The sequence below is a fragment of the Methylomonas paludis genome, assembly GCF_018734325.1.
GTDB lineage: Bacteria > Pseudomonadota > Gammaproteobacteria > Methylococcales > Methylomonadaceae > Methylomonas > Methylomonas paludis.
In genome coordinates this window covers 3,652,714-3,673,651 of sequence record NZ_CP073754.1, presented here as the reverse complement: position 1 = coordinate 3,673,651, position 20,938 = coordinate 3,652,714, and the positions used below count along the sequence as shown (strand labels likewise).

Sequence of the window (20,938 nt, the reverse complement as noted above, 5' to 3'; positions counted from 1 at the left end):
CGTTGGTCAAACATTGGCATCTAAAGGGTTTGCATGATACCACAGAGCATTAAGCTGACGACTTTTAGAACCGCAATTTAGCACAGCTCCACCGCCAAATCAGCATAATGGGCTGATTTGGCATAATACCTGTCATGTGGGTTCCTCAGCACTTGGCAAATTTGCGATAATACCCGGTTTTAAGTAGAGTTCTGACATGTGGTTTAAAAATCTTGCCGTTTACCGTTTTTCCGAGCCTTTTACGCTGGCTGCCGATGAGTTGGCAAAGCACTTGCAGCAACAGGCTTTTCGGAGCTGTGGCGCGCATGACGAATTCAGTTTCGGCTGGACTACACCGTTAGGCAAAGCGACAGAAACGCTGGTGCATACCAGCAATGGGTTTATGATGGTTTGCGCCAAAAAGGAAGAAAAAGTGGTGCCTGCTTCAGTGATTAACGAAATGTTGCAGGAGAAAATTGAGGAAATTGAGGCGCTTGAAGCCCGAAAATTGCCGCAAAAAGAGCGTAGTCGAGTCAAAGATGAACTGATTTTCGAATTATTGCCCAGAGCTTTTTCTTTTTCACGCAAAACTTATGCTTATATCGACAGTCAGAATGGCTGGCTGGTCGTAGATGCCGCATCTCCTAAAAAAGCCGAAGACTTGCTGACCCTGCTTCGCCAATCACTAGGCTCTTTACCAGTAACTCCCTATGCCACTGGACTAAAACCCAGCCTAGTGATGACAGACTGGCTGTTAAATCACACGGCACCTAAAGACATTATAATTGAGGATGAATGCGAATTACGTTCTCAAACCGAAGAAGCCGCCATTATCCGCTGCAAGCATCATGACCTGAGCCTGCCGGAAATCAAAAATCATCTGGATAGCGGTAAACAGGTGATTAAACTGGCGCTTAGTTGGGCAGATCGCTTAGCTTTTGTCTTGGATGAACAATTAGCGGTTAAACGCCTGAAGTTTCTGGATTTGATTCAGGAGCAGGCGGCTGAAATTGAAACCTATGATGAAATTGAACAGTTTGATGCCGATTTTTCGATTATGACTGCGGAATTAGCCAACTTTTTTCCGCGTTTGCTTGAGTTATTTACTACTGAGGGTCAGGCCTGATGAAAGCCAGATTAATTTTCAGCTTGCTGCTGTCTGTTTCCAGCGCTGCTACAGCATTAACATTACCCACTCCAGATAGAGCCGGAGACAGTTTGATTGGCAACCCACCTCAAGACGCCAAGTATGTGGCCGCTACCCATGAAGACACGCTGATTGACATTGCCGTTAACTTTAGGCTGGGTCAGGACGAGATTGTGCTGGCCAATCCCACCGTGGATCGCTGGCTGCCAGGGGCAGGCACCAAGGTAAAAATCCCCAACAGCTTTTTACTGCCGGATGCGCCTAGACAAGGCATCGTTATCAATTTACCGGAAATGCGTATCTATTTTTATCCAGATGCCACCCGTGTAGTGACCTATGCAATAGGCATAGGCCGGGTGGATTGGAAAACGCCTATGGGTAAAACCCAAATTCAGGGTAAAACCGAAAATCCCTCCTGGTCTCCGCCGCCATCGATTATTGCTGAGCATTTGGCTGACGGTGATGTTCTGGATCCCTACTATCCGCCAGGGCCGGACAATCCATTGGGTTTGTTTGCCTTCAGGTTGGGTATTCCAGGCTATTTGATACATAGCACCAATAAAGTTAATGGCGTAGGCATGAGGGTGAGTCACGGCTGTATTCGGATGTATCCGGCCGATATTGAACAGTTTTTCCCTATGGTAAAAGTCGGCACCCAGGTCAATATTGTCAATCAGCCCATCAAGGTTGGCTGGTATCACGACACTTTATATCTGGAAGCCTATCCAGAGATGGAGGAAACACCTACCAGTTTCGAACAGCGTTTACACAGTGCACTGGATATTATCGAACGCGCCAATGGCGGCAAGATGCCGGTCATTAAAGGCTCTATCCTAAAAGCGGCCCTGGAAAAACAATCAGGAACACCGATAGCACTTTATCAGCGCCCTACCAGCAATATCGCAGCTGTAGCGCCTAAATAAGCTTTAACACAGCTACAAGGGTCTGTATATGCAGGCCCTTGCTTTAATCGGCTCAAATAAATCCTTTAGCCCACAAAAAAAGCCCGTGAGCCGAAACGACTCACGAGCTTTTTAAATCAACAAAACAAGCAGAGCTTATTTGTGTTGTGATTTTTTGAACAGACGATCCAATTTGCTGTTGGTGTCTTGTGCATATTGAGCAGCACGGTTTGCAGCAGCTTCAGCAGCAGCAGCTTTAGCAGAAGCTTCAGCGGCAGCAGCTTTAGCAGATGCAGCATCAGCAGCAGCAGAAGAAACTTTACCTTCCAGTGTGCTAACTCTTGCGTCTAAAGACTCCAGATCTGAAGTGCTTGCGCAACCGGTAGCCAATGCTGCAATTGCAACAACTGCTGATAATTTAATAGCTTTCATCATGGTTTTCCCCTTGATTTATGGTTTCAAAAAATTTTAATGAAAAAGACATTGTCAATTGTCCAACATTTTTTTGGTTTTTACCAACATTATTTCACTGTTACCAGTGTTCCTTTCTCTATCCACTGGCTAAGCTGATCAATTTGATCGTTAGTCAGTGCGATACATCCATGCGTCCAATTCATGGATTGATGGATGCCCAGATTGCCGCTTCCTAAGCCATGTATGCCAATTTGCCCACCTAAATCAGTATATTGCGGCGGGACTTGCCCGTTGATATGAGCTCTGGCAATAGACTCATAAGTATCCAGATCTATTTTACCGGCCTTAAGCGCGCTGTCAGCATGCTCAATACTGGGATAGGTTAAACCGTAAAATTTACGAAAGGGACTTTTCTCATTAATCCAGCCAATACGGAAGTTACCCAATGGCGTAATGTCATCACCACGATGCAGTTTTTCCCCGGCTCCATTCCTACCTATCGCTATATTTTTCAGAACAGCGATAGTTTTTTCACCTTTTTTGATTTCCATATTTAAATTTACAGTATCAACCAGCAACCAGACATCCTGATCGGCCATACTCAGACTTGGCATCTGGCAAAAACATAACAGCAAAATGCTTAACAATTTGTTTCGAGCCATAGACAATCTATAATTAAATAAAAATTTGGTGTAATTTATCCGTTTCCAATTGTCGCACTAAGGGTTAAACATGCAAACAAAAACCTATGCCACCACAGCGTATGAAGGACAAAAACCAGGCACATCGGGTTTACGCAAAAAAGTTAAAGTATTTCAACAACCGAAATATCTGGAGAATTTTGTCCAATCCATCTTCAACAGTCTAGTTGATTTTCAGGGGAAAACACTAGTACTGGGTGGCGATGGTCGCTATTATAACCGTCAGGCCATTCAAATCATTATTAAAATGGCTGCCGCCAGTGGCTTTGGTGAATTGATCATCGGCCAGGGTGGCCTGCTGTCCACTCCAGCGGCCTCAAATATCATACGTAAGTACCAAGCATTCGGCGGCATAGTCCTGTCTGCCAGCCACAATCCCGGCGGCCCGGATGAAGATTTCGGCATAAAATACAATGTCAGCAACGGCGGCCCGGCACCCGAAAAATTTACTGATGCCCTGTATGAACATACTACAACCATCAGCAATTATGTCATAGCTGAGTTTGACGACATTGATCTGGACTCTGTAGGCGAAACTCAAATTGGTGAATTAAAAATCCGGGTGATAGATCCAGTGGCCGATTATGCGCAGCTGATGGCAGAAATTTTCGATTTCGACCTGATCAAGCAAAGCATAGCTGCCGGCCTGATTACGCTGCGCTTTGATGCCATGCACGCCATCACCGGCCCTTATGCCACCCATATCCTGGAGGAAGTGTTAGGTGCAGCTCCAGGTTCAGTATTTAACGCTGTACCACTGGAAGATTTTGGCGGCGGTCACCCCGATCCCAATATGGTACATGCCCACGAATTGACCGAAATCATGCTGGGTGCAAATCCTCCGGTATTTGGCGCTGCCTCGGATGGTGATGGTGACCGCAACATGATTATGGGTGCACATGTGTTTGTCACGCCCAGCGATAGTCTGGCGATTATGGCGGCCAATGCCCGACTGATTCCGGCTTATGCCAAAGGTATCAGCGGTGTGGCTCGCTCCATGCCTACCAGTCAGGCGGTCGATCGAGTTGCCAACGCACTCAATCTGCCTTGCTATGAAACACCGACCGGCTGGAAGTTTTTCGGCAATCTGCTGGATGCCGGCAAAATTACCCTGTGCGGTGAAGAAAGTTTTGGTTCGGGCTCTAATCATGTCCGCGAAAAAGACGGCTTATGGGCGGTGCTGTTCTGGTTGAATCTGCTGGCCCGTAAACGCCAGTCGGTTGCCGATATCGTCACTGAACATTGGCAAAAGTTTGGCCGCGATATTTACTGCCGCCATGACTATGAGGCTGTCGATAGTGATATTGCCAATGGTGTGGTTGATCACTTACGTGAGCAATTGGACAGCTTGCCCGGTAAAACGCTGGGTAGCTATACAGTGAAATTTGCTGATGAATTCAGCTATACCGACCCGGTCGATCACAGCGTCAGCAACCATCAGGGCATTCGCATTGGCTTTAGCGATGGCTCCCGGATTGTGTTCCGTTTGTCGGGCACTGGTACGATAGGTGCCACGGTGCGTATTTATCTGGAAAAATATGAACGTGACGCCAAAAATCACGCTGAGGACGCCCAAATTGCCTTGGCTGAACTGATCGAAATTGCCGAACAACTCAGCCAGCTTAAACAACGTAGCGGCAGAACTGAACCCACTGTCATTACCTGAGTAACCGTTTATAAGTGAGTGGAGAGTGGGCGTTAATGCCCGCTCTCCAGTTCCACCAGCGGCTCCTGCTCTTTACGAATCAACCAATCCAGCACCAGGGAATACATGGTTGCCAACAGGGTAGGACCGATAAACACGCCAATAAAACCAAATTCGAACAAGCCGCCAAAAATGCCGATGACAATCAGCACGAACGGCAGTTCTACTTCGCGACTGATCAGAATGGGCCGCAGCCAATTGTCTATCGTACCGACAAACAGCGAAAACCACAGCGTGATAAAAATCGCCCAGCCAATTTCACCATCGGTCAGCATCCATAATGCCACCGGCAGCCAGACCAGCGTTCCCGCAGTGGGAATAATCATTAAAAAGAAAGCAAATACGCCTAAAACAAAGGCGTAGGGCACGCCGGCAATCACCAAACCCAAAATTGATGCAAGGGCCTGCGCCAGGGCCGTACCCAGAATGCCGTAAACCACTGCGCGCAAACTGGAGCGGACAATATGCAGAATGCGCTGCGTGTTTTCCCCGGCCAGACGCTGTATCACCATAACCACATGCTGCGCCACATGTTCACCATCCCGGTAGAAAAAATACAATACCAGCACGCTCAAAAACAAATGCATCATCTCGGCACCCAGCTTGACACTTTGTTGCAACAACCAACTAGTGCCGGTTAAGGCATATTGACGACCCAAATTGACCAAATGCTCAGAATCCTCACCAAATTTGCGCCAAGCGCCACCAAGCTGATTACCAACAACCGGCAATTTTTCCAACCAGACCGGTGGAGCCGGCCAAACATGGGCGCTTTGATTCAGCCAATGTAATAATTGATTGATATCTTCGGTAAAAGAAAATGCAGCAGCGGCAATCGGCAGCAACAATAAAATACTGATCGGCAACACCATGCAGCTTGCCGCCAGATTCGGACTTAAATCCCAGGCCCGCAACCGGGAATAAAGCGGCCAAGTGACAAAACACAAAATCGCCGCCCACAGCAGATCGATCAGAAAAGGTTGCAACACCTCATAACAAGTAAACAGCAACAAAAATAAAGCCAGTGGACTGGCTATTTTTTCAAAACGAAATTTTTCGGAGGGCATAATAAGAATTAAGATTATTCAGCAGAGGTTAGAGAACATTACAATAGGCATTTAAGCCATTCCAAATGACGTTAATATGACGATGCTTGAATTTGCACCCATTTATACCCACCGCTTAATGAGGAGACTCGTATCGTGAATGCAGAACGGCAATTTATCCCTTTAGATATTGCGGTATTAACCATTTCCGACACTCGCACTGCAGAGAACGATAGCTCCGGGCAGGCCCTGGTGACGGCATTAACTCAGGCCGGTCACCACTTATTTGAGAAAACCATAGTCACTGATGATATTTATCAAATCCGTGCCGTGCTGAGTCGCTGGATAGCGGATGTAGCAGTCAATGCTGTTATTACCACAGGCGGTACCGGTGTGACCGGCCGGGACGGCACGCCTGAGGCTGTTTTACCTTTGCTGGACAAAGTGCTGGAAGGTTTTGGCGAAGTGTTTAGAATGATTTCCTATCAGGATATTAAAAGTTCGACTTTACAATCTCGGGCCCTGGCTGGCGTTGCCAACGCCACTTATATTTTTTGTGTGCCGGGCTCTACCAATGCCTGCCGAACGGCTTGGGACAGCCTGATAAAAGACCAGCTGGATTACCGCACCCGGCCTTGTAATCTGGTACAACTCATGCCGCGTTTACTGGAAAAATAATGGACAAGCGCTTTTTATTTCCGGCCGCCGTAAGCGGTTTTCTGGCTGTTGCAATGGGAGCGTTTGGTGCCCACGCTTTAAAACCCCTACTCAGTGAACATGGTGTAGATATCTACAAAACCGCCGTCAATTATCATATGTGGCACAGTCTGCTGCTGGCCCTAATCGCCTTACTGCCACCGCATAAACTATTAAACTTGGTCGCCATTTTGCTGATAGTCGGTATTGTGTTGTTTTCCGGCAGCCTGTATTTATTGGCCATTTTTGAGATACATTGGCTGGGTATGATCACACCTTTTGGTGGCTTGGCCTTTTTAAGCGCATGGGGTTTGTTGATCTGGATCAGTAAACCTGGCAAACCTTAGAAATAAGCCTGCAAATACCTGCAAAGCCAGCCGGCTTGCTAAATTGCCGGTACTTGGTATATTGCTAGCATGGCGCTGGATGTAAATTATCAAAATTGCTGCGATAATACATGGCTGTAAGCAACTGATAGTTTGCCATAATCCAAGTAATTATTTAGCTGATATAAAAATAGCTGGCAGGTCATGCCCTGCGTAATTATTAACCCAATCTGAAATTTGTAACAAGAGCTGATACTGATGCGCGATGCTTCCCCGCAAACTGTTTACCTGAAAGACTATACCCCACCGGAATACCTGATCGAAACGGTTGAACTTAACTTCGATCTTGATGAACAGCTGACTATCGTCCGCTCCAGCTTAAGCTTGCAGCGCAATCCGCAAAGCAAACACCAAAATCTGGCTTTAAGCTTGATGGGGGAAGAATTACAGTTGATCAGTCTGGCAATTGACGGGGTTAGTCTGGATGAAGACGAGTACACCCTGGACAAAGAGAGCCTACTTATCCATAAGGTGCCGCAAGACAGAGCGTTTCAGTTGAAAATTGAAAACAGCATCAGCCCAGCCGCCAATACCGCTCTGGAAGGCCTCTATTTATCCAGCCAGATGCTGTGTACCCAATGCGAGGCCCAAGGCTTTCGAAAAATCACCTGGTTTCTGGACAGACCGGACGTAATGAGCCGCTATAAGGTCACCCTTAGCGCCGCTAAAGACAAATATCCGGTATTACTGTCCAACGGTAATAAAATTGCTGGCGGTGATATTGATCAAAACCGTCACTGGGTGACCTGGGAAGATCCTTTTGCCAAACCCAGCTATCTGTTTGCACTGGTGGCGGGACAGCTGGAAGCCGTGAGCGATGAATTTGTCACCCACAGCGGCCGCCGCATTGAATTACAGATTTTCGTTGAGTCGCATAATGTCGATAAATGCGCCCATGCCATGCAATCGCTTAAAAACGCCATGCGCTGGGATGAAGAAACCTATGGCCTGGAATACGATCTGGATTTGTACATGATCGTCGCAGTTGACCATTTCAATATGGGGGCCATGGAAAACAAAGGTCTGAATATTTTCAACACCAAATTTGTGCTGGCCAGACCAGATACCGCCACAGACAGTGATTATGAATATATTGAAGGCGTGATAGGTCATGAATATTTTCATAACTGGACCGGCAACCGGATTACTTGCCGGGACTGGTTTCAATTAAGTTTAAAAGAAGGCTTTACCGTATTTCGTGACCAACAGTTCAGCGCTGACCGCAGTTCTAAAGCCGTTAAAAGGATCGCCGACGTCAATGCCTTGCGCACCCGGCAATTTGCCGAAGATGCCGGCCCATTAGCTCACCCGGTTCGCCCTGAAGCCTATATTGAAATTAATAATTTCTACACTTTAACCGTCTATGAAAAAGGTGCAGAAGTGGTGCGAATGCTGCATACCCTGCTGGGACCAGAGGGTTTCCGCAAAGGTTGTGATTTATATTTTGCCCGGCATGACGGTCAGGCCGTCACCTGCGAAGATTTTGTCAATGCACTGGAAACAGCCAATCAGGCTGATTTCAGCCAATTCTGGCTGTGGTATTCTCAAGCCGGCACACCGGTACTGGATGTCACTGAGCATTACGATGCGGCAAACCAGCAACTGCATTTAACCATTAAGCAAAGCTGTCCGGCCACTCCCGGCCAAGCCCAGAAAGCGCCATTTCACATCCCGGTGAAACTAGGCCTGCTGTCTGACGATGGCTCAGCTGCCCCGATTTGGTTTAATCAGCAATCCAGCAATGAAATCACTTTGCATGTCACGGCGGCGGAACAGACTTTTAGTTTTGCCAATTTAGCACAAGCACCGGTAGTGTCCTTGTTAAGAGGCTTCTCGGCTCCGGTCATTCTAAAAATGGAACGCAGCCTGGAAGATCTGGCTTTTCTGTTACGCCACGACAGCGACACTTTTAACCGCTGGGAAGCTGGTCAACAATTGGCGATAAAAGTCATCTTTGAGCTAATCAAGAATCTGCAAAACCAGCAAGCCTTGCAATTAACCCCGTTACTGGTCGATGCCTGGCGCAATATTTTGCAGGATAAATTCAGCGACTTATCCTATCAGGCCATGCTGTTAAGCTTACCCGAAGAAAGCTATCTGGCCGGTCTGATGGAAGTTATCGATGTTGATGCCATCCATGAAGCGCGTGAATTTGTCCGAATCAGTCTGGCTAAGCAATTGCAAACTGAATTCCAGCGATTGTATACCTTGTATCATCGTGATGAATCCGGCAACTTCCAGGCGGATGCCATCGGCAGACGCCGCTTGAAAAACATCTGCTTAAACTATTTAATTTCCCTGGAAACCCCGGAAAACTATGAATTAGCCGAACGCCAGTTTTACAGCGCCGGTAATATGACCGACCAGATGGCGGCCCTGGCTACCATTGCCAATAGCCGACATCCAGCCAAAGCCCGCAGCCTGGATAGTTTTTACCATCAATGGCGCCGTGAAGCTCTGGTGATAGACAAATGGTTTGCCTTGCAGGCCACCAGCAGTATGCCCAATACTTTCGCCACTGTGCAAAGTTTGATGCGTCACCATGCCTTTGACATAAAAACACCAAACCGGGTCAGAGCCTTGATCGGTGCCTTCAGCCAGTCCAACCCAGTCAACTTCCACGCTAAAAACGGCGAGGGTTATGCGTTCCTGGCCGATCAGGTTTTAGTGCTGAACGACCTCAATCCACAAATCGCTTCGCGCATGGTGACCGGTCTGGCCCAATGGCGGCGTTATGATGAAGAACGCCAAATCTTGATGAAACAACAATTACAGCGTATTGTTAGCTATGCGCATCTTTCCAAGGATGTCTACGAAATTGCCAGCAAGAGTTTGGCTTGATCGTCACAATAACGTAAACTAGCCAGCTTATTAGGTACGCATAGCAGCTATGAACCCACGCATCGCCCAGGTTGAGCGTAACACGCTCGAAACCCGGATTAAAATTGACATCAATCTGGATGGTAACGGCACCGCATCGTTTACCACCGGTATCCCGTTTCTGGACCACATGGTGGATCAGGTTGCCAGACATGGCCTGATTGATTTGCAGATTATTGCCGACGGCGATTTACAAATCGACGCCCATCACAGTGTCGAAGATATTGGTATTACCCTGGGCCAAGCTTTTGCCAAAGCCCTCGGCGACAAAAAAGGCATTTACCGTTATGGCCATGCTTATGTACCATTGGATGAATCCTTATCACGGGTTGTGGTGGATTTTTCCGGTCGTCCTGGCCTGTTTTATCAGGTAGAGTTTCCCAGAGCTGTAATCGGCAGCTTTGACGTGGATTTGTTTCGCGAGTTCTTTCAAGGCTTTGTCAATCATGCCGGCGTAAGCCTGCATATCGATAATCTGAAAGCCGGCAACGCCCACCATATCGCCGAAACAATATTCAAAGCCTTTGGCCGTGCAGTGCGCATGGCAATCAGTCTGGACAGCCGCATGACTGACATTATCCCTTCCACCAAAGGCAGTCTTTAATTCTTTCATTGCCAATTCTGAAACTCTGACCCTAATCATCTAGTCTTTATGTCTTCAGTTGCCGTCATCGATTACGGAATGGGTAATCTGCATTCCATTGCCAAAGCTCTGCAACATGCCGATGCCGGGGTCAATGTGCAGATCAGCGCCGATCCTCAAGTTATTAATGCCGCTGATCGTGTGGTGTTTCCCGGTGTGGGAGCCATGCGCGACTGTATGCAAGCTTTGCATGATACCGGTCTGGCTGATGTTATCCGCGAAGCAGCCGCCAGCAAGCCACTATTGGGCATCTGTTTAGGTATGCAGGCTTTGCTGAGTGACAGTGAAGAAGGCGGCAATATTCCTTGCCTTAACGTCTTTGAAGGTCATGTGCGTCGCTTTAGCGAACATTTGACCGATAAAGACGGCAATACCTTAAAAATCCCACACATGGGCTGGAATCAGGTTAAGCAACAAGCGCATCCGCTTTGGGATAATATTCCGCAAAATAGCCGCTTCTATTTTGTGCATAGTTATTATGCCGTGCCCGATCATATTGAAGAAAGTATTGCCAGCAGCGATTATCCACAGCCATTTACCTGTGCATTGGCCAAAAATCAGATCTTTGCCGTGCAATTTCATCCGGAAAAAAGTCAGACCGTCGGCCTGCAATTGCTAAAAAACTTTTTACATTGGAATGGCCGTTTTTAACCCCCAAAGCCAGACCGGCTTGCAATAAATGATGTGTTAACCATTGAGATTGAGATATGTTGCTGATACCTGCAATTGATTTGAAAGAAGGGAAATGTGTACGCTTGCGTCAAGGCCGCATGGAAGACGATACGGTATTTTCCGACGATCCAGTCGCAGTGGCTGGTCGCTGGGTTAGTGCCGGCGCCAAACGCTTGCATCTGGTTGATCTGGACGGCGCATTTGCCGGCAAGCCCAAAAACGCGGAAGTGATTCACGCGATTGTCCAGGCCTATCCAGACATACCGGTACAAATCGGTGGCGGCATTCGCGATGAAGATACCATACAAGCCTATCTGGAAGCCGGTGTGCAATATGTGATTATCGGCACCAAAGCAGTGAGTGAACCTCATTTTGTCCGGGATGTATCCATCGAATTTCCCGGCCATATCATCATAGGCCTGGATGCCCGAGACGGCAAAGTAGCGATAGACGGCTGGTCTAAACTGTCCCGCCACGATGTGATTGATCTGGCCCAAAAATTTGAAGCCAACGGTGTGGCGGCCATTATTTATACTGATATTTCCCGCGACGGCATGATGCAGGGTGTCAATGTGGAAGCCACCGCCAAACTGGCCAGAGCTATCCATATACCGGTGATCGCTTCCGGCGGCATCACCAATCTGGATGACATTAAAGCCCTGGGTGAAGTAGCCCACGATGGCATTATTGGTGCCATCACCGGACGAGCTATTTATGAAGGCACCCTGGATTTTGCCGAAGCCGAAAAACTGGCCGAATCGTTCGGATAAATCATGAGCCTGGCAAAACGCATTATCCCCTGTCTGGATGTCGATAACGGCAGAGTAGTCAAAGGCGTTAAATTCGTCGATATTCGCGATGCCGGCGACCCGGTGGAAATTGCCCGCCGGTATGACCGGGAAGGCGCAGACGAAATCACTTTTCTGGATATTACCGCCACTCACGACAACCGCGACACCATCGTTCATGTGGTGGAACAAGTGGCCAGCGAGGTATTTATTCCGCTGACCGTTGGTGGCGGCATTCGCACACTTGAGGACATCCGGCGCATGTTAAATGCCGGTGCCGATAAGGTCGGTATTAATAGCGCAGCCGTATTTAATCCCGAATTTGTCAAACTGGCCGCCGAAAAATTCGGCTCTCAATGCATAGTAGTGGCCATAGATGCCAAAAAAGTCAGCGCTGCCGGCGAGCCTGAGCGCTGGGAAATTTTTACCCACGGTGGCCGTAAACCTACCGGCATTAATGCCGTAGATTGGGCTGAAAAAATGCGCGTTTACGGTGCTGGGGAAATTTTACTGACCAGCATGGATAGAGACGGCACCAAATCCGGTTTTGATCTGGCCCTGACCCGTGCCATCAGCGAAGCGGTGTCGATACCGGTCATCGCATCCGGCGGCGTCGGCAATCTGGATCATTTGGCAGATGGCATTTTGCTGGGCAAAGCCGATGCCGTGCTGGCTGCCAGTATCTTTCACTTTGCCGAATACACCATCGAACAAGCTAAACTGCATATGCAGGCCAAAGGCATAGAGGTGCGTTTATGAGCAAGGACTGGCTGGCGGAAATACAATGGACAGCAGATGGCCTGGTGCCGGTCATCGCCCAGCAGTATGATACTGGCCGGGTGGTGATGTTTGCCTGGATGAATCCCGAATCCTTGGCGCTTAGCGTCAGCGAAGGCTTTGCGGTATACTGGTCACGTTCCCGGCAGCGCCTGTGGCGCAAGGGTGAAGAATCCGGACATAAACAAAAAATTATCGATATCCAACTGGATTGCGATGCGGATGTCATTCTGTTAAAAATAGATCAACATGGTGGCATCGCCTGCCACACCGGTCGCCATAGCTGCTTTTACCGCAGTTTGACAGACGGTGAATGGCAAACCACGGAACCCGTATTAAAAGACCCCGAACACATCTACAAATAAGCCGGTGTAGCTCAGTCGGTAGAGCAGCGCACTCGTAACGCGAAGGTCGTAGGTTCGATTCCTATCTCCGGCACCATTTAAATCAAATAGTTATGTTGACCTTGGATTCTTGTAAAATAGTCAAGTTCCACTCACGTTCCAATTGATGCTAAAAAATCAGGGTAAACGGCAATACAAAACCAATAAAAAGTCATGAGCGAAGAAAATAGCATTATCCCTATTTCAGATGCGCAATCAGAAGCAATCAAGGAAATTGTCGGCGCAGTTCGAGATGGCGGCGGTTATTTGACGGAAATTTTAGGCGACCTACCTAAAGATTTGGTTGGACTAATTGGGGATAAAATAAAAATTTATAGGGCTACACGACTTCAAAAGCTTTGGGATGATGCGAAGCATCATCTGGGTATACAGCAGCCTGAAACACCATGTTTAAAATTGGCGCTTCCTATTTTTACCGAAGCCGTAGATGAAAGCCGCGAAGAGCTTCAAGACTTATGGGCTAGATTGCTTGCAGCTTCAATGCATCTAGAAAAATCAAAACGTTTTAGACTTGCTTTTATTGAGACAGCAAAAAAACTCGACCCCTTAGATGTTCGGGTATTGTTAGAAATCAAACTAAATCCGCACAATACTTTTCAGGTGGGAAGTGAAGCCGGGAAACTAGCTCAACATTTAGGTGTTGGGTTCGATGAAGTCAAAATCTCATTAGACAACCTCGAAGAATGTAAAATTTTGTCTCAAATAGGTTCCATAGATAAGGGATTAAGTTCTTACGGGAAGGAATTCTTACGCGCCGTCGAATTCTAACAAATGTCAATAAAGTATACATTATTTTACACTACCCGCCACCCGCGCAAACCCGCATTTTGCAACGCAAATAAAAGTTAACCTGAATCCGTGTTCGTTTTTTTTATAAATAGTCATAAGTCAATGATAAAAAAGGTATAATATAGTTTTTCTATAGTCACCCGTTTTGATTATGGCACGTTTTAAGCTTAAAGAATCCAAAAAGGAACTTACCTCCTATGCCGGACTATCCTTGATCGGCCAGTGCCTGGAAGCGGTCAATGTCGAAGTGATGGTGGACGGTAGAATACCTGTTTCACAGGGTATCAAAACCTCGGATTTAGTCAAAACCACTGTTGGCCTTTTAAGTATAGGCAAAAGCGACTTCGAGGCTGTTGAGCCGTTTCGTGAAGATCGTTTTTTCAAGAAGGCATTGGATGTACGTAAGGTTCCCGGCAGCGTGTGGCTGCGGCAACGTCTTGATCGTGTCAGCGGCAGCCTGCTGGAGCCGGTGGATGATCTATCGATACGACTCATCGAACGAACAGAAGCCCCAATTACGCCGCATAAAGGCTACGTCTGTCTGGACATGGACACCTTCGTCATGGATCAGAGCGGTACCAAGAAGGAAGAGGTGAGTCGAACCTATCAGGGAGTGGATGGCTATACGCCTGTCGCGGCTTATTTGGGCAATGAAGGCTGGTGTATAGGATTGGAACTGCGTCCAGGCCGCTGGCATTCATCGCTGGAGATTGATTATTTTCTAGAAAGGCTGTTTCCTCGAGTTGAGCGCTTGGTTGCACCGGGTTTGCCGTTGTTATTACGCAAAGACTCAGGGTTTGATAGCGCCAAACTGTTATTTACGGTTGCGGCTGAGAAAGAACGCTGGGCAGCCATGAACAGGCGCTTTGAATACTTGATCAAGTGGAATCCAAGACGGCAAGATAAGACATCCTGGTTAGAAAAAGCGGAAGCGGCCGGCGCCTTTGTTGAAAAACGCCCCGGTAAACGGGAAGCGTTAATGACACTGACGGTGGAACGTGCTTGGAAAAAACAGACTCGCCCCTTCAGACTGGTCGTGCGGATCATTGAACGCACGAGCAATAAGCACGGCCAGATGCTATTACTGCCGGACATTCAACTGGAAGGCTGGTGGACGAGTCTGGAGGAACCCGAAGAAACCGTCATTGAACGCTACCGCGACCACGGCACCCATGAACAATTTCATTCGGAATTCAAAACTGACCTGGATATGGAACGCTTACCATCTGGAAAGTTTGAGACCAACGACTGTCTATTGAGAATGGGTATGTTTGCCTATAATTGCTTGCGACTGATTGGTCAACTGGGCTTGACTGGCGACTTGGCGCCAATACGTCATCCGGCAAAACGACGGCGGTTACGAACGGTGCTGCAAGAAGTCATGTATCGAGCAGCCCAGGTGATCCACAAAGCCCGGCAATGGTGGCTGGACTTAGGGTGCGCCTCACCCGTGGCAAAAGTATTCGCTTATTTACAAGAGCGATTGGTGGTGCAGCCTGGCTTTGCATCAGGATAAGCGGCGCGAAAGCTGAGATGCTGGTTACGAGCTGATTCTCCGGGTAGAGAAGAAGATTGCTTGTCTTGGCGTCAGGTTTTTCATCTGGCGATGCCGGCAATACCATGGAAACGATTGATTTTTGCGACTGAGGGCTTGATGAACGGCAGTTAAATTTCGATTGGTGGTAGATTTTTTTAAAAAACGCGTCTGAAACGCGACTGCCCTCACTTAAACCGAAAGGAACACGGATTCAGGGTTAATTTTACATTTTATTTACAAATAATAAGCTTATTTTGAGACTTTACACATGGCTGGGCAAAATCATGAAAGACAAACACATTAGATATATCCGGGTAAACTCAACTTCTCATAACGCTGAACGCCAATTGGCAGAGGTGCAACTAGACTGTCAAACAGCGTTAAAAAGTTACCACTCCCGGTCATCAAATTACAGCGGTAACGTGGGGCTAGTTGGGACGGCTAGACAGTCAACTTCCCAATAGCCCGAGCCATTGCGGTTCAACCAATAGACCACAAGCAGACCATTGCTATGATTAAGTTTCCACCATTCCTTTTTGCTTCGTTATAATCAAGGCTTCCTATCCTTAACGACCTTACAGCTCAAGGAAGTACCATGTAAGTTGCCGTCAACCTACCATTGACAGCCCGCAAGCTGCAAGCGACCACAGACAAAGGATTTGCCAACCATGATGTGGTTGAACAAATCATCAAAATTATTGAGCAACGTGCCGAGTTGACGATACGGCGGCTAACAGATTAGCGTGACAGGGGAATTGCGCATTTACTGAACAATGGCTTGACATTTATATTAAAATACATATTTTTGCTAGGGAATATCACGTGTCTTCAAATAATGCCGCCCCGACATTGTCTGCCACGATTCAGCGTATGGCTTCTTTCCCTGGCCACGGCCCCGGTGAATATCAAAACGCATCTGCATTTGCCATTATTAAAAATAATGGCTCGGTAGTCACTTGGGGCGATCCAGCTTCTGGTGGCGATAGCAGTGCCGTTGCCGGCCAGTTAACCGGTCAGATACCTGTTTTACAGATAGTTTCAACCGGTAGCGCCTTTGCGGCACTGCGCAACGATGGCTCAGTGATTACCTGGGGCAATCCGAGCATCGGCGGCGATAGTAGTGCTGTTAGCAATTCATTATCCGGCAATCCGCCGGTTATGCAGTTATTCTCAACCGGTTCGGCGTTTGCCGCACTGCGTAGCGATGGCTCAGTGGTGTCCTGGGGAATGTCAGGCGCTGGCGGAGACAGTAGCAATATCGCCAGTCAATTAAACGGCAGTATTGCTGTTACGACAATTTACTCCACCAATGATGCTTTTGCTGCCTTACGTAGCGATGGCAGTGTGGTTACCTGGGGTAACTCTGCAGATGGCGGCACAGCAAGCAGTCAATTAACTGCTAGCATTCCTGTCATCCGAATTTTTTCAACCGCTACAGCCTTTGCAGCTCTGCGCGCCGATGGCTCTGTTGTTACCTGGGGTGACAGTACGAGTGGCGGGAATAATAGCAGTGTCAGTAGTCAGTTAACGGGTACGCCACCGGTTATTCAGGTTTTTTCGACAGCGGATGCTTTTGCAGCCCTTCGTGCTGACGGCTCGGTGATCACCTGGGGCAACACTACCGATGGTGGCAACAGCAGCACGGTTAGTACCCAGTTAAACGGCAGTATTCCGGTAGAACAGGTTTATGCAACCAGTGATGCCTTTATTGCTTTACGCAGCGATGGCTCAATTGTTAGCTGGGGTAATACCGGTAATATACCCAGCACCTTACCATCTACCCTAGCAGCACCATTTCCCGCCGTGACACAAATTGCCTCCACCACCGGCGCTTTTGCGGTTTTATTGGCCAATGGCTCGGTTATGGCATGGGGTAGCGCCAGTAGCGGTGGTGATACCAGTACGGTTGCCAGCCAGTTAAATGGCAGTATTCCGGTTACTCAACTCTATGCAACCGGCAATGCTTTTGCGGCAGTACGCGCTGATGGCTCAGTCATTACCTGGGGCGATGCCAATTCGGGCGGCGACAGCAGTGCAGTAACCAATCAGGTTAATTCCGGCGTTGCAGCGGGCCCGGAAGGTACAGCGGATTACAATCACCTCATCAGCTATCAAATCCAGAACGCGCCGACCCTATTAATGCCGGATTCCGCCCAAATCACTTTGAGCGGCTCCAGCTTGTCACAGATTGATAATTATAACGGTGTCAGCTTAACTATCGCCCGCCACGGCGGTGCCAACGCACAGGATATTTTTGCTCCTAGCGGTACACTGCGGTTAGCCGGCAGCAATATCAATATCGGTAATATTACGCTTGGCACCTTCAGCAACAAAGCCGGTTCACTGGTGCTGAATTTTAACACTAATGCCAGCCAGGCATTGGTTAACGCTGCATTGAAACAACTGACCTACCAAAACACCGCCGATACCGATACCACTAGCAAAACGGTGCTAATGGACTGGACATTTAGCGCAAAAAGCGCTCCGGTAGCCACCATCGAAACGACCTTAACCCTGCTGCCTAATATTTCGCCTGTACTTAATCCGGCTACAGCACCGGTTTTGCAAGGCGTAGCTGCCAATGCAGGCGCACCGGTCGGACAGGTGGGTACCTTAGTCAGTACCCTGTTAGGTGGTGGCGAACCTTTAAACAATTACAGCGATAGTGAAAATCACGCACCAGGCATGGCCATCATCGGCACTGCTCCGGGTACACTCTGGTATAGCACCAATAACGGTGGAACCTGGCTAAAAGTGGGCACCTTAACCACCAGCAGTGCCTTAACGCTGTTTGCTGATAAAAATACCCGAATTTATTACCAGCCACCAACTGGATTTTATGGCGCTATCAGTGCAGCCATCAGTTTTAAGGCCATGCAGCAAATCTATGGTGAAAGTAATGGTGGGCTTAATATCAATACCCTAAGCAGCACTGCCTTTTCCAGCGCAACAGATACTGCCGCCATTAACGTTACCGCCATTCAAACCGGCAATGTCCATCTTGATACCAGCTTTAATGGGACAGGGAAAGTTCTCAGTGATTTTGGCTCTACGGATGTCGCGCGTGCCGTGCTGGTTCAAACAGACAATAAAATCGTGGTTGCCGGATATGGTGACGCCAATATCGATTTTGCGATTTCCCGCTACAACGCAGATGGCAGCCTGGATACCAGCTTTGCCGGTACAGGAATGCTTACCACGGATTTTGGCGCTACCGATCAGGGTAATGCCATTGCCCAACAAGCAGATGGCAAAATTTTGCTGGCAGGCTCTACCTCAAATGGTAGCAGTTCAAATTTTGCACTGGTTCGTTACAATAGTAATGGTACGCTCGATCAAAGCTTTAACCACAGCGGTACGGTCACCACCAGCTTTGGCAGCAATACTAATGCATACGCTAATGCCATGGCGGTACAAGCTGATAATAAAATCATTCTGGCCGGTGCGGCAAATAACAATTTTGCATTGGCTCGCTATAATCCGGATGGCAGTCTGGATAGCAGTTTTAACAGCACGGGTTTGGTCACCACCAATCTGAACGGTCTCTCGCAAATCAGGTCTGTTGCTATTCAATCAGACGGTAAAATACTGGTCGCCGGCAATGACTTAAACGCCACAGGCTATGAAATTGCCATGGCCCGTTACAATCCAGATGGCAGTCTGGATACCAGCTTTGCCAGCAATGGTGAATTGATCATCAATCCCAGCTCCACCTTCAATCTGTTCGGTACAGTCTATTCCGGCATTGAATCGATGGTACTGCAGCCCGATGGTAAGATCCTGATTGCAGGTTATTTGCAAAGTGGCGGCTCTCCGGCAACTGATTTCGCGATCATGCGCCTGAATGCCAACGGCACTCAAGACCTCAGCTTTAATAGCAACGGCCTGGTAACTACCGATTTTGGCAGCAGTGGTTCAACAGTTGCCAATGCTCATGCTTATGCAATGCTGCTCCGACCAGATGGTAAAATTGTGGTGGTGGGCACCACCAATAACGGCAACGATATGGCGGTTGCTCAATATTTAACCAATGGCAGCCCAGATCCCAGTTTTAATGGCAGCGGCCAGCAGACCATTAATTTTGGCAGCCTGGATTATGGCTATGCCATTGCAGAACAGACTGATGGCAAAATAGTCCTGGCCGGTTCTGGCGGCAGTAACTCAGATTTCGCGATAGCCCGACTCAGTTACGGCACTACCGTCAGCTACAATGGCCCATCGCTGAGCAGCGCCAGCTATAACGCCGGCAATGGTCAACTGACACTGACGGGCAACAAATTAACCACCGGTATCAACGATTACCTGGTAACTGATCTCACCCTGAAAGGTGATGGTAACAGCAACTATACCTTAACCAGCGGCAGCAAGTTACTGAATATTTCAGGAAATCACAGCATCACCTTACAGCTGTCGGCGGCTGATCAACAGGCTGTCAACACCTTATTCAACAATAACGGCGTCACTGCCGACAACGGCACACCGTACAATCTGAGCGCCAGCAGCGGCTGGGATACCACCGCCAACTCAGTCAGCATTCTAGGTGTCGCTGTCAGTAATGTGATACCGCCTAGTCTCACCACCGTCAGCTATAACGCAAGCACCGGGGTGTTCAATATCACAGGCAGCCATTTGATCAATAATGGCAGCAATGGAATTAATCTAAGTAATTTCACGCTCAGCACCGACGGCAATAGCCACTATACCTTCAACAGTAGTCAAGACAGTCTTAGTAACCTGACTGCCAACGGTTTTACCCTGACTTTAAACACTAGCGACAAAGCTGCTGTTAACGCTTTTGTGAATGCCAATGGCGGTATTGCCCTGAGTGGTGTGGCTTACCAGTTGAATACCACTGCATTGTGGGATAATGATAGTGGTGCTGCAATCAACAGCTTACCGGTTACTGTCAACGGCATCAGCGCTGCCGTCGCTAAGCGCTGCCAATTACAACGCCGCTACCGGTATACTCACTCTGACCGGCAACAATTTGACCAGCACCACTGCCGGTTATCAGCTTAACGACTTTACTTTGACTGGTGATGGCGGCACTCATTATCAGCTAACGGGCGGCCATGTCATCGTTGGCACCGCTACCGGCACCAGCGTCAACCTGCAGCTTTCCAGCACCGATCAATTGGCTATCAATGGTTTGCTCAATCACAACGGCAACCAGGCAAATGATGGCAGTCTCTACAATCTATCAGCCAGTAACGGTTGGGATACGGGCGCAGTGGCATTGACCACGCAGGGGATCAGTGTCAGCAACAGCAACGCCCCCACCATTACCGGCGTGAGTTATGATGGAACTATCGGTCAGTTCGTTTTCACCGGCAATCATCTGACGAACCACGGCAACAGCAGCGGCATTAATCTAAGCGATTTCTCGCTGAGCAATACCAGCTATAACCCCTTTAAGCCCACCTATACCGTCAACAATCTTACCTCAACTGGTTTTAGCTTTTCGCTGGATAG

18 protein-coding genes and 1 tRNA gene are annotated in these 20,938 nt (G+C 48.2%); 16 read left to right on the top strand and 3 right to left on the bottom strand.

Annotation, left to right across the window (positions count from 1 at the left end):
• The first annotated feature begins 196 nt into the window (after positions 1-196).
• Complete coding sequence (rdgC, locus tag KEF85_RS16755; protein WP_215582431.1) at positions 197-1,105, top strand: recombination-associated protein RdgC; 909 nt, start codon at positions 197-199, stop codon at positions 1,103-1,105.
• A complete protein-coding gene (locus KEF85_RS16750; RefSeq protein ID WP_215582430.1) occupies positions 1,105-2,049 on the top strand; it encodes a L,D-transpeptidase family protein in 945 nt (314 codons plus the stop codon). Before rdgC ends, KEF85_RS16750 begins: the two co-directional genes overlap by 1 nt.
• Before the next feature lie 135 nt (positions 2,050-2,184).
• On the opposite strand, the gene KEF85_RS16745 is transcribed toward KEF85_RS16750, so the two are convergent.
• Both KEF85_RS16745 and KEF85_RS16740 read right to left on the bottom strand, forming a co-directional pair.
• Complete coding sequence (locus tag KEF85_RS16745) at positions 2,185-2,463, bottom strand: Lpp/OprI family alanine-zipper lipoprotein (protein WP_215582429.1); 279 nt, start codon at positions 2,461-2,463, stop codon at positions 2,185-2,187.
• An 86-nt stretch (positions 2,464-2,549) separates the two neighbouring features.
• Positions 2,550-3,041 carry a L,D-transpeptidase family protein gene (locus KEF85_RS16740; protein WP_246534995.1) on the bottom strand — a complete coding sequence of 164 codons (492 nt, stop codon included), beginning with the start codon at positions 3,039-3,041 and terminating at the stop codon, positions 2,550-2,552.
• A 133-nt stretch (positions 3,042-3,174) separates the two neighbouring features.
• Here KEF85_RS16740 and KEF85_RS16735 point away from each other — a divergent pair, with 133 nt between their 5' ends.
• Positions 3,175-4,809 (top strand): alpha-D-glucose phosphate-specific phosphoglucomutase, encoded by a 1,635-nt coding sequence (locus KEF85_RS16735; RefSeq protein ID WP_215582427.1) that lies wholly within the window; start codon positions 3,175-3,177, stop codon positions 4,807-4,809.
• A gap of 32 nt (positions 4,810-4,841) precedes the next feature.
• Here KEF85_RS16735 and KEF85_RS16730 read toward each other — a convergent pair whose 3' ends face one another.
• Positions 4,842-5,915 (bottom strand): AI-2E family transporter, encoded by a 1,074-nt coding sequence (locus KEF85_RS16730; protein ID WP_215582426.1) that lies wholly within the window; start codon positions 5,913-5,915, stop codon positions 4,842-4,844.
• Between the two features lie 135 nt (positions 5,916-6,050).
• Here KEF85_RS16730 and moaB point away from each other — a divergent pair, with 135 nt between their 5' ends.
• The 13 genes from moaB (at position 6,051) to KEF85_RS17150 (ending at position 20,485) form a co-directional block, all read left to right on the top strand.
• Entirely contained in the window at positions 6,051-6,572 is a 522-nt protein-coding gene (gene moaB / locus KEF85_RS16725) for a molybdenum cofactor biosynthesis protein B (protein WP_215582424.1), read from the top strand.
• Positions 6,572-6,937 carry a DUF423 domain-containing protein gene (locus KEF85_RS16720; protein ID WP_215582423.1) on the top strand — a complete coding sequence of 122 codons (366 nt, stop codon included), beginning with the start codon at positions 6,572-6,574 and terminating at the stop codon, positions 6,935-6,937. The genes moaB and KEF85_RS16720 overlap by 1 nt, the downstream gene beginning before the upstream one ends.
• 237 nt (positions 6,938-7,174) lie before the next feature.
• Complete coding sequence (gene pepN, locus KEF85_RS16715; RefSeq protein WP_215582422.1) at positions 7,175-9,817, top strand: aminopeptidase N; 2,643 nt, start codon at positions 7,175-7,177, stop codon at positions 9,815-9,817.
• A 49-nt stretch (positions 9,818-9,866) separates the two neighbouring features.
• Positions 9,867-10,460 (top strand): imidazoleglycerol-phosphate dehydratase HisB, encoded by a 594-nt coding sequence (gene hisB, locus KEF85_RS16710; protein WP_215582421.1) that lies wholly within the window; start codon positions 9,867-9,869, stop codon positions 10,458-10,460.
• A gap of 48 nt (positions 10,461-10,508) precedes the next feature.
• Positions 10,509-11,150 (top strand): imidazole glycerol phosphate synthase subunit HisH, encoded by a 642-nt coding sequence (gene hisH, locus KEF85_RS16705; RefSeq protein WP_215582420.1) that lies wholly within the window; start codon positions 10,509-10,511, stop codon positions 11,148-11,150.
• A gap of 56 nt (positions 11,151-11,206) precedes the next feature.
• Positions 11,207-11,941 carry a 1-(5-phosphoribosyl)-5-[(5-phosphoribosylamino)methylideneamino]imidazole-4-carboxamide isomerase gene (hisA, locus tag KEF85_RS16700; RefSeq protein WP_215582418.1) on the top strand — a complete coding sequence of 245 codons (735 nt, stop codon included), beginning with the start codon at positions 11,207-11,209 and terminating at the stop codon, positions 11,939-11,941.
• 3 nt (positions 11,942-11,944) lie between these two features.
• A complete protein-coding gene (gene hisF / locus KEF85_RS16695) occupies positions 11,945-12,718 on the top strand; it encodes an imidazole glycerol phosphate synthase subunit HisF (protein ID WP_215582416.1) in 774 nt (257 codons plus the stop codon).
• The gene (gene hisI, locus KEF85_RS16690; RefSeq protein ID WP_215582414.1) at positions 12,715-13,101 is read left to right on the top strand and encodes a phosphoribosyl-AMP cyclohydrolase; all 387 of its coding nucleotides are present in this window, start codon (positions 12,715-12,717) and stop codon (positions 13,099-13,101) included. Before hisF ends, hisI begins: the two co-directional genes overlap by 4 nt.
• Positions 13,102-13,177, top strand: a tRNA-Thr gene (locus KEF85_RS16685). It abuts the gene before it with no gap.
• Between the two features lie 116 nt (positions 13,178-13,293).
• On the top strand, positions 13,294-13,908 hold the full coding sequence (locus tag KEF85_RS16680; protein ID WP_215582413.1) for an Abi-alpha family protein: 615 nt from the start codon (positions 13,294-13,296) through the stop codon (positions 13,906-13,908).
• Positions 13,909-14,080: 172 nt separating this feature from the next.
• A complete protein-coding gene (locus KEF85_RS16675) occupies positions 14,081-15,445 on the top strand; it encodes an IS1380 family transposase (RefSeq protein WP_215580104.1) in 1,365 nt (454 codons plus the stop codon).
• Positions 15,446-16,085: 640 nt separating this feature from the next.
• Entirely contained in the window at positions 16,086-16,208 is a 123-nt protein-coding gene (locus tag KEF85_RS16985; RefSeq protein ID WP_281413662.1) for a hypothetical protein, read from the top strand.
• Between the two features lie 80 nt (positions 16,209-16,288).
• Positions 16,289-20,485, top strand: coding sequence for a hypothetical protein (locus KEF85_RS17150; protein WP_425515581.1), 4,197 nt, complete (start codon positions 16,289-16,291; stop codon positions 20,483-20,485).
• The last annotated feature ends 453 nt before the right edge of the window (positions 20,486-20,938 follow it).

What these genes read in the sequence shown, in the direction of transcription:
- hisB (WP_215582421.1), top strand. Translation starts at nt 9,867, where the DNA reads ATGAACCCACGCATCGCCCAGGTTGAGCGTAACACGCTCGAAACCCGG.
- KEF85_RS16750 (WP_215582430.1), top strand. Translation starts at nt 1,105, where the DNA reads ATGAAAGCCAGATTAATTTTCAGCTTGCTGCTGTCTGTTTCCAGCGCT.
- hisH (WP_215582420.1), top strand. Translation starts at nt 10,509, where the DNA reads ATGTCTTCAGTTGCCGTCATCGATTACGGAATGGGTAATCTGCATTCC.
- hisA (WP_215582418.1), top strand. Translation starts at nt 11,207, where the DNA reads ATGTTGCTGATACCTGCAATTGATTTGAAAGAAGGGAAATGTGTACGC.
- KEF85_RS16680 (WP_215582413.1), top strand. Translation starts at nt 13,294, where the DNA reads ATGAGCGAAGAAAATAGCATTATCCCTATTTCAGATGCGCAATCAGAA.
- KEF85_RS16720 (WP_215582423.1), top strand. Translation starts at nt 6,572, where the DNA reads ATGGACAAGCGCTTTTTATTTCCGGCCGCCGTAAGCGGTTTTCTGGCT.
- rdgC (WP_215582431.1), top strand. Translation starts at nt 197, where the DNA reads ATGTGGTTTAAAAATCTTGCCGTTTACCGTTTTTCCGAGCCTTTTACG.
- hisF (WP_215582416.1), top strand. Translation starts at nt 11,945, where the DNA reads ATGAGCCTGGCAAAACGCATTATCCCCTGTCTGGATGTCGATAACGGC.
- KEF85_RS16675 (WP_215580104.1), top strand. Translation starts at nt 14,081, where the DNA reads ATGGCACGTTTTAAGCTTAAAGAATCCAAAAAGGAACTTACCTCCTAT.
- KEF85_RS16730 (WP_215582426.1), bottom strand. Translation starts at nt 5,915, where the DNA reads ATGCCCTCCGAAAAATTTCGTTTTGAAAAAATAGCCAGTCCACTGGCT.
- KEF85_RS16740 (WP_246534995.1), bottom strand. Translation starts at nt 3,041, where the DNA reads ATGGCCGATCAGGATGTCTGGTTGCTGGTTGATACTGTAAATTTAAAT.
- KEF85_RS16735 (WP_215582427.1), top strand. Translation starts at nt 3,175, where the DNA reads ATGCAAACAAAAACCTATGCCACCACAGCGTATGAAGGACAAAAACCA.
- KEF85_RS16745 (WP_215582429.1), bottom strand. Translation starts at nt 2,463, where the DNA reads ATGATGAAAGCTATTAAATTATCAGCAGTTGTTGCAATTGCAGCATTG.
- hisI (WP_215582414.1), top strand. Translation starts at nt 12,715, where the DNA reads ATGAGCAAGGACTGGCTGGCGGAAATACAATGGACAGCAGATGGCCTG.
- pepN (WP_215582422.1), top strand. Translation starts at nt 7,175, where the DNA reads ATGCGCGATGCTTCCCCGCAAACTGTTTACCTGAAAGACTATACCCCA.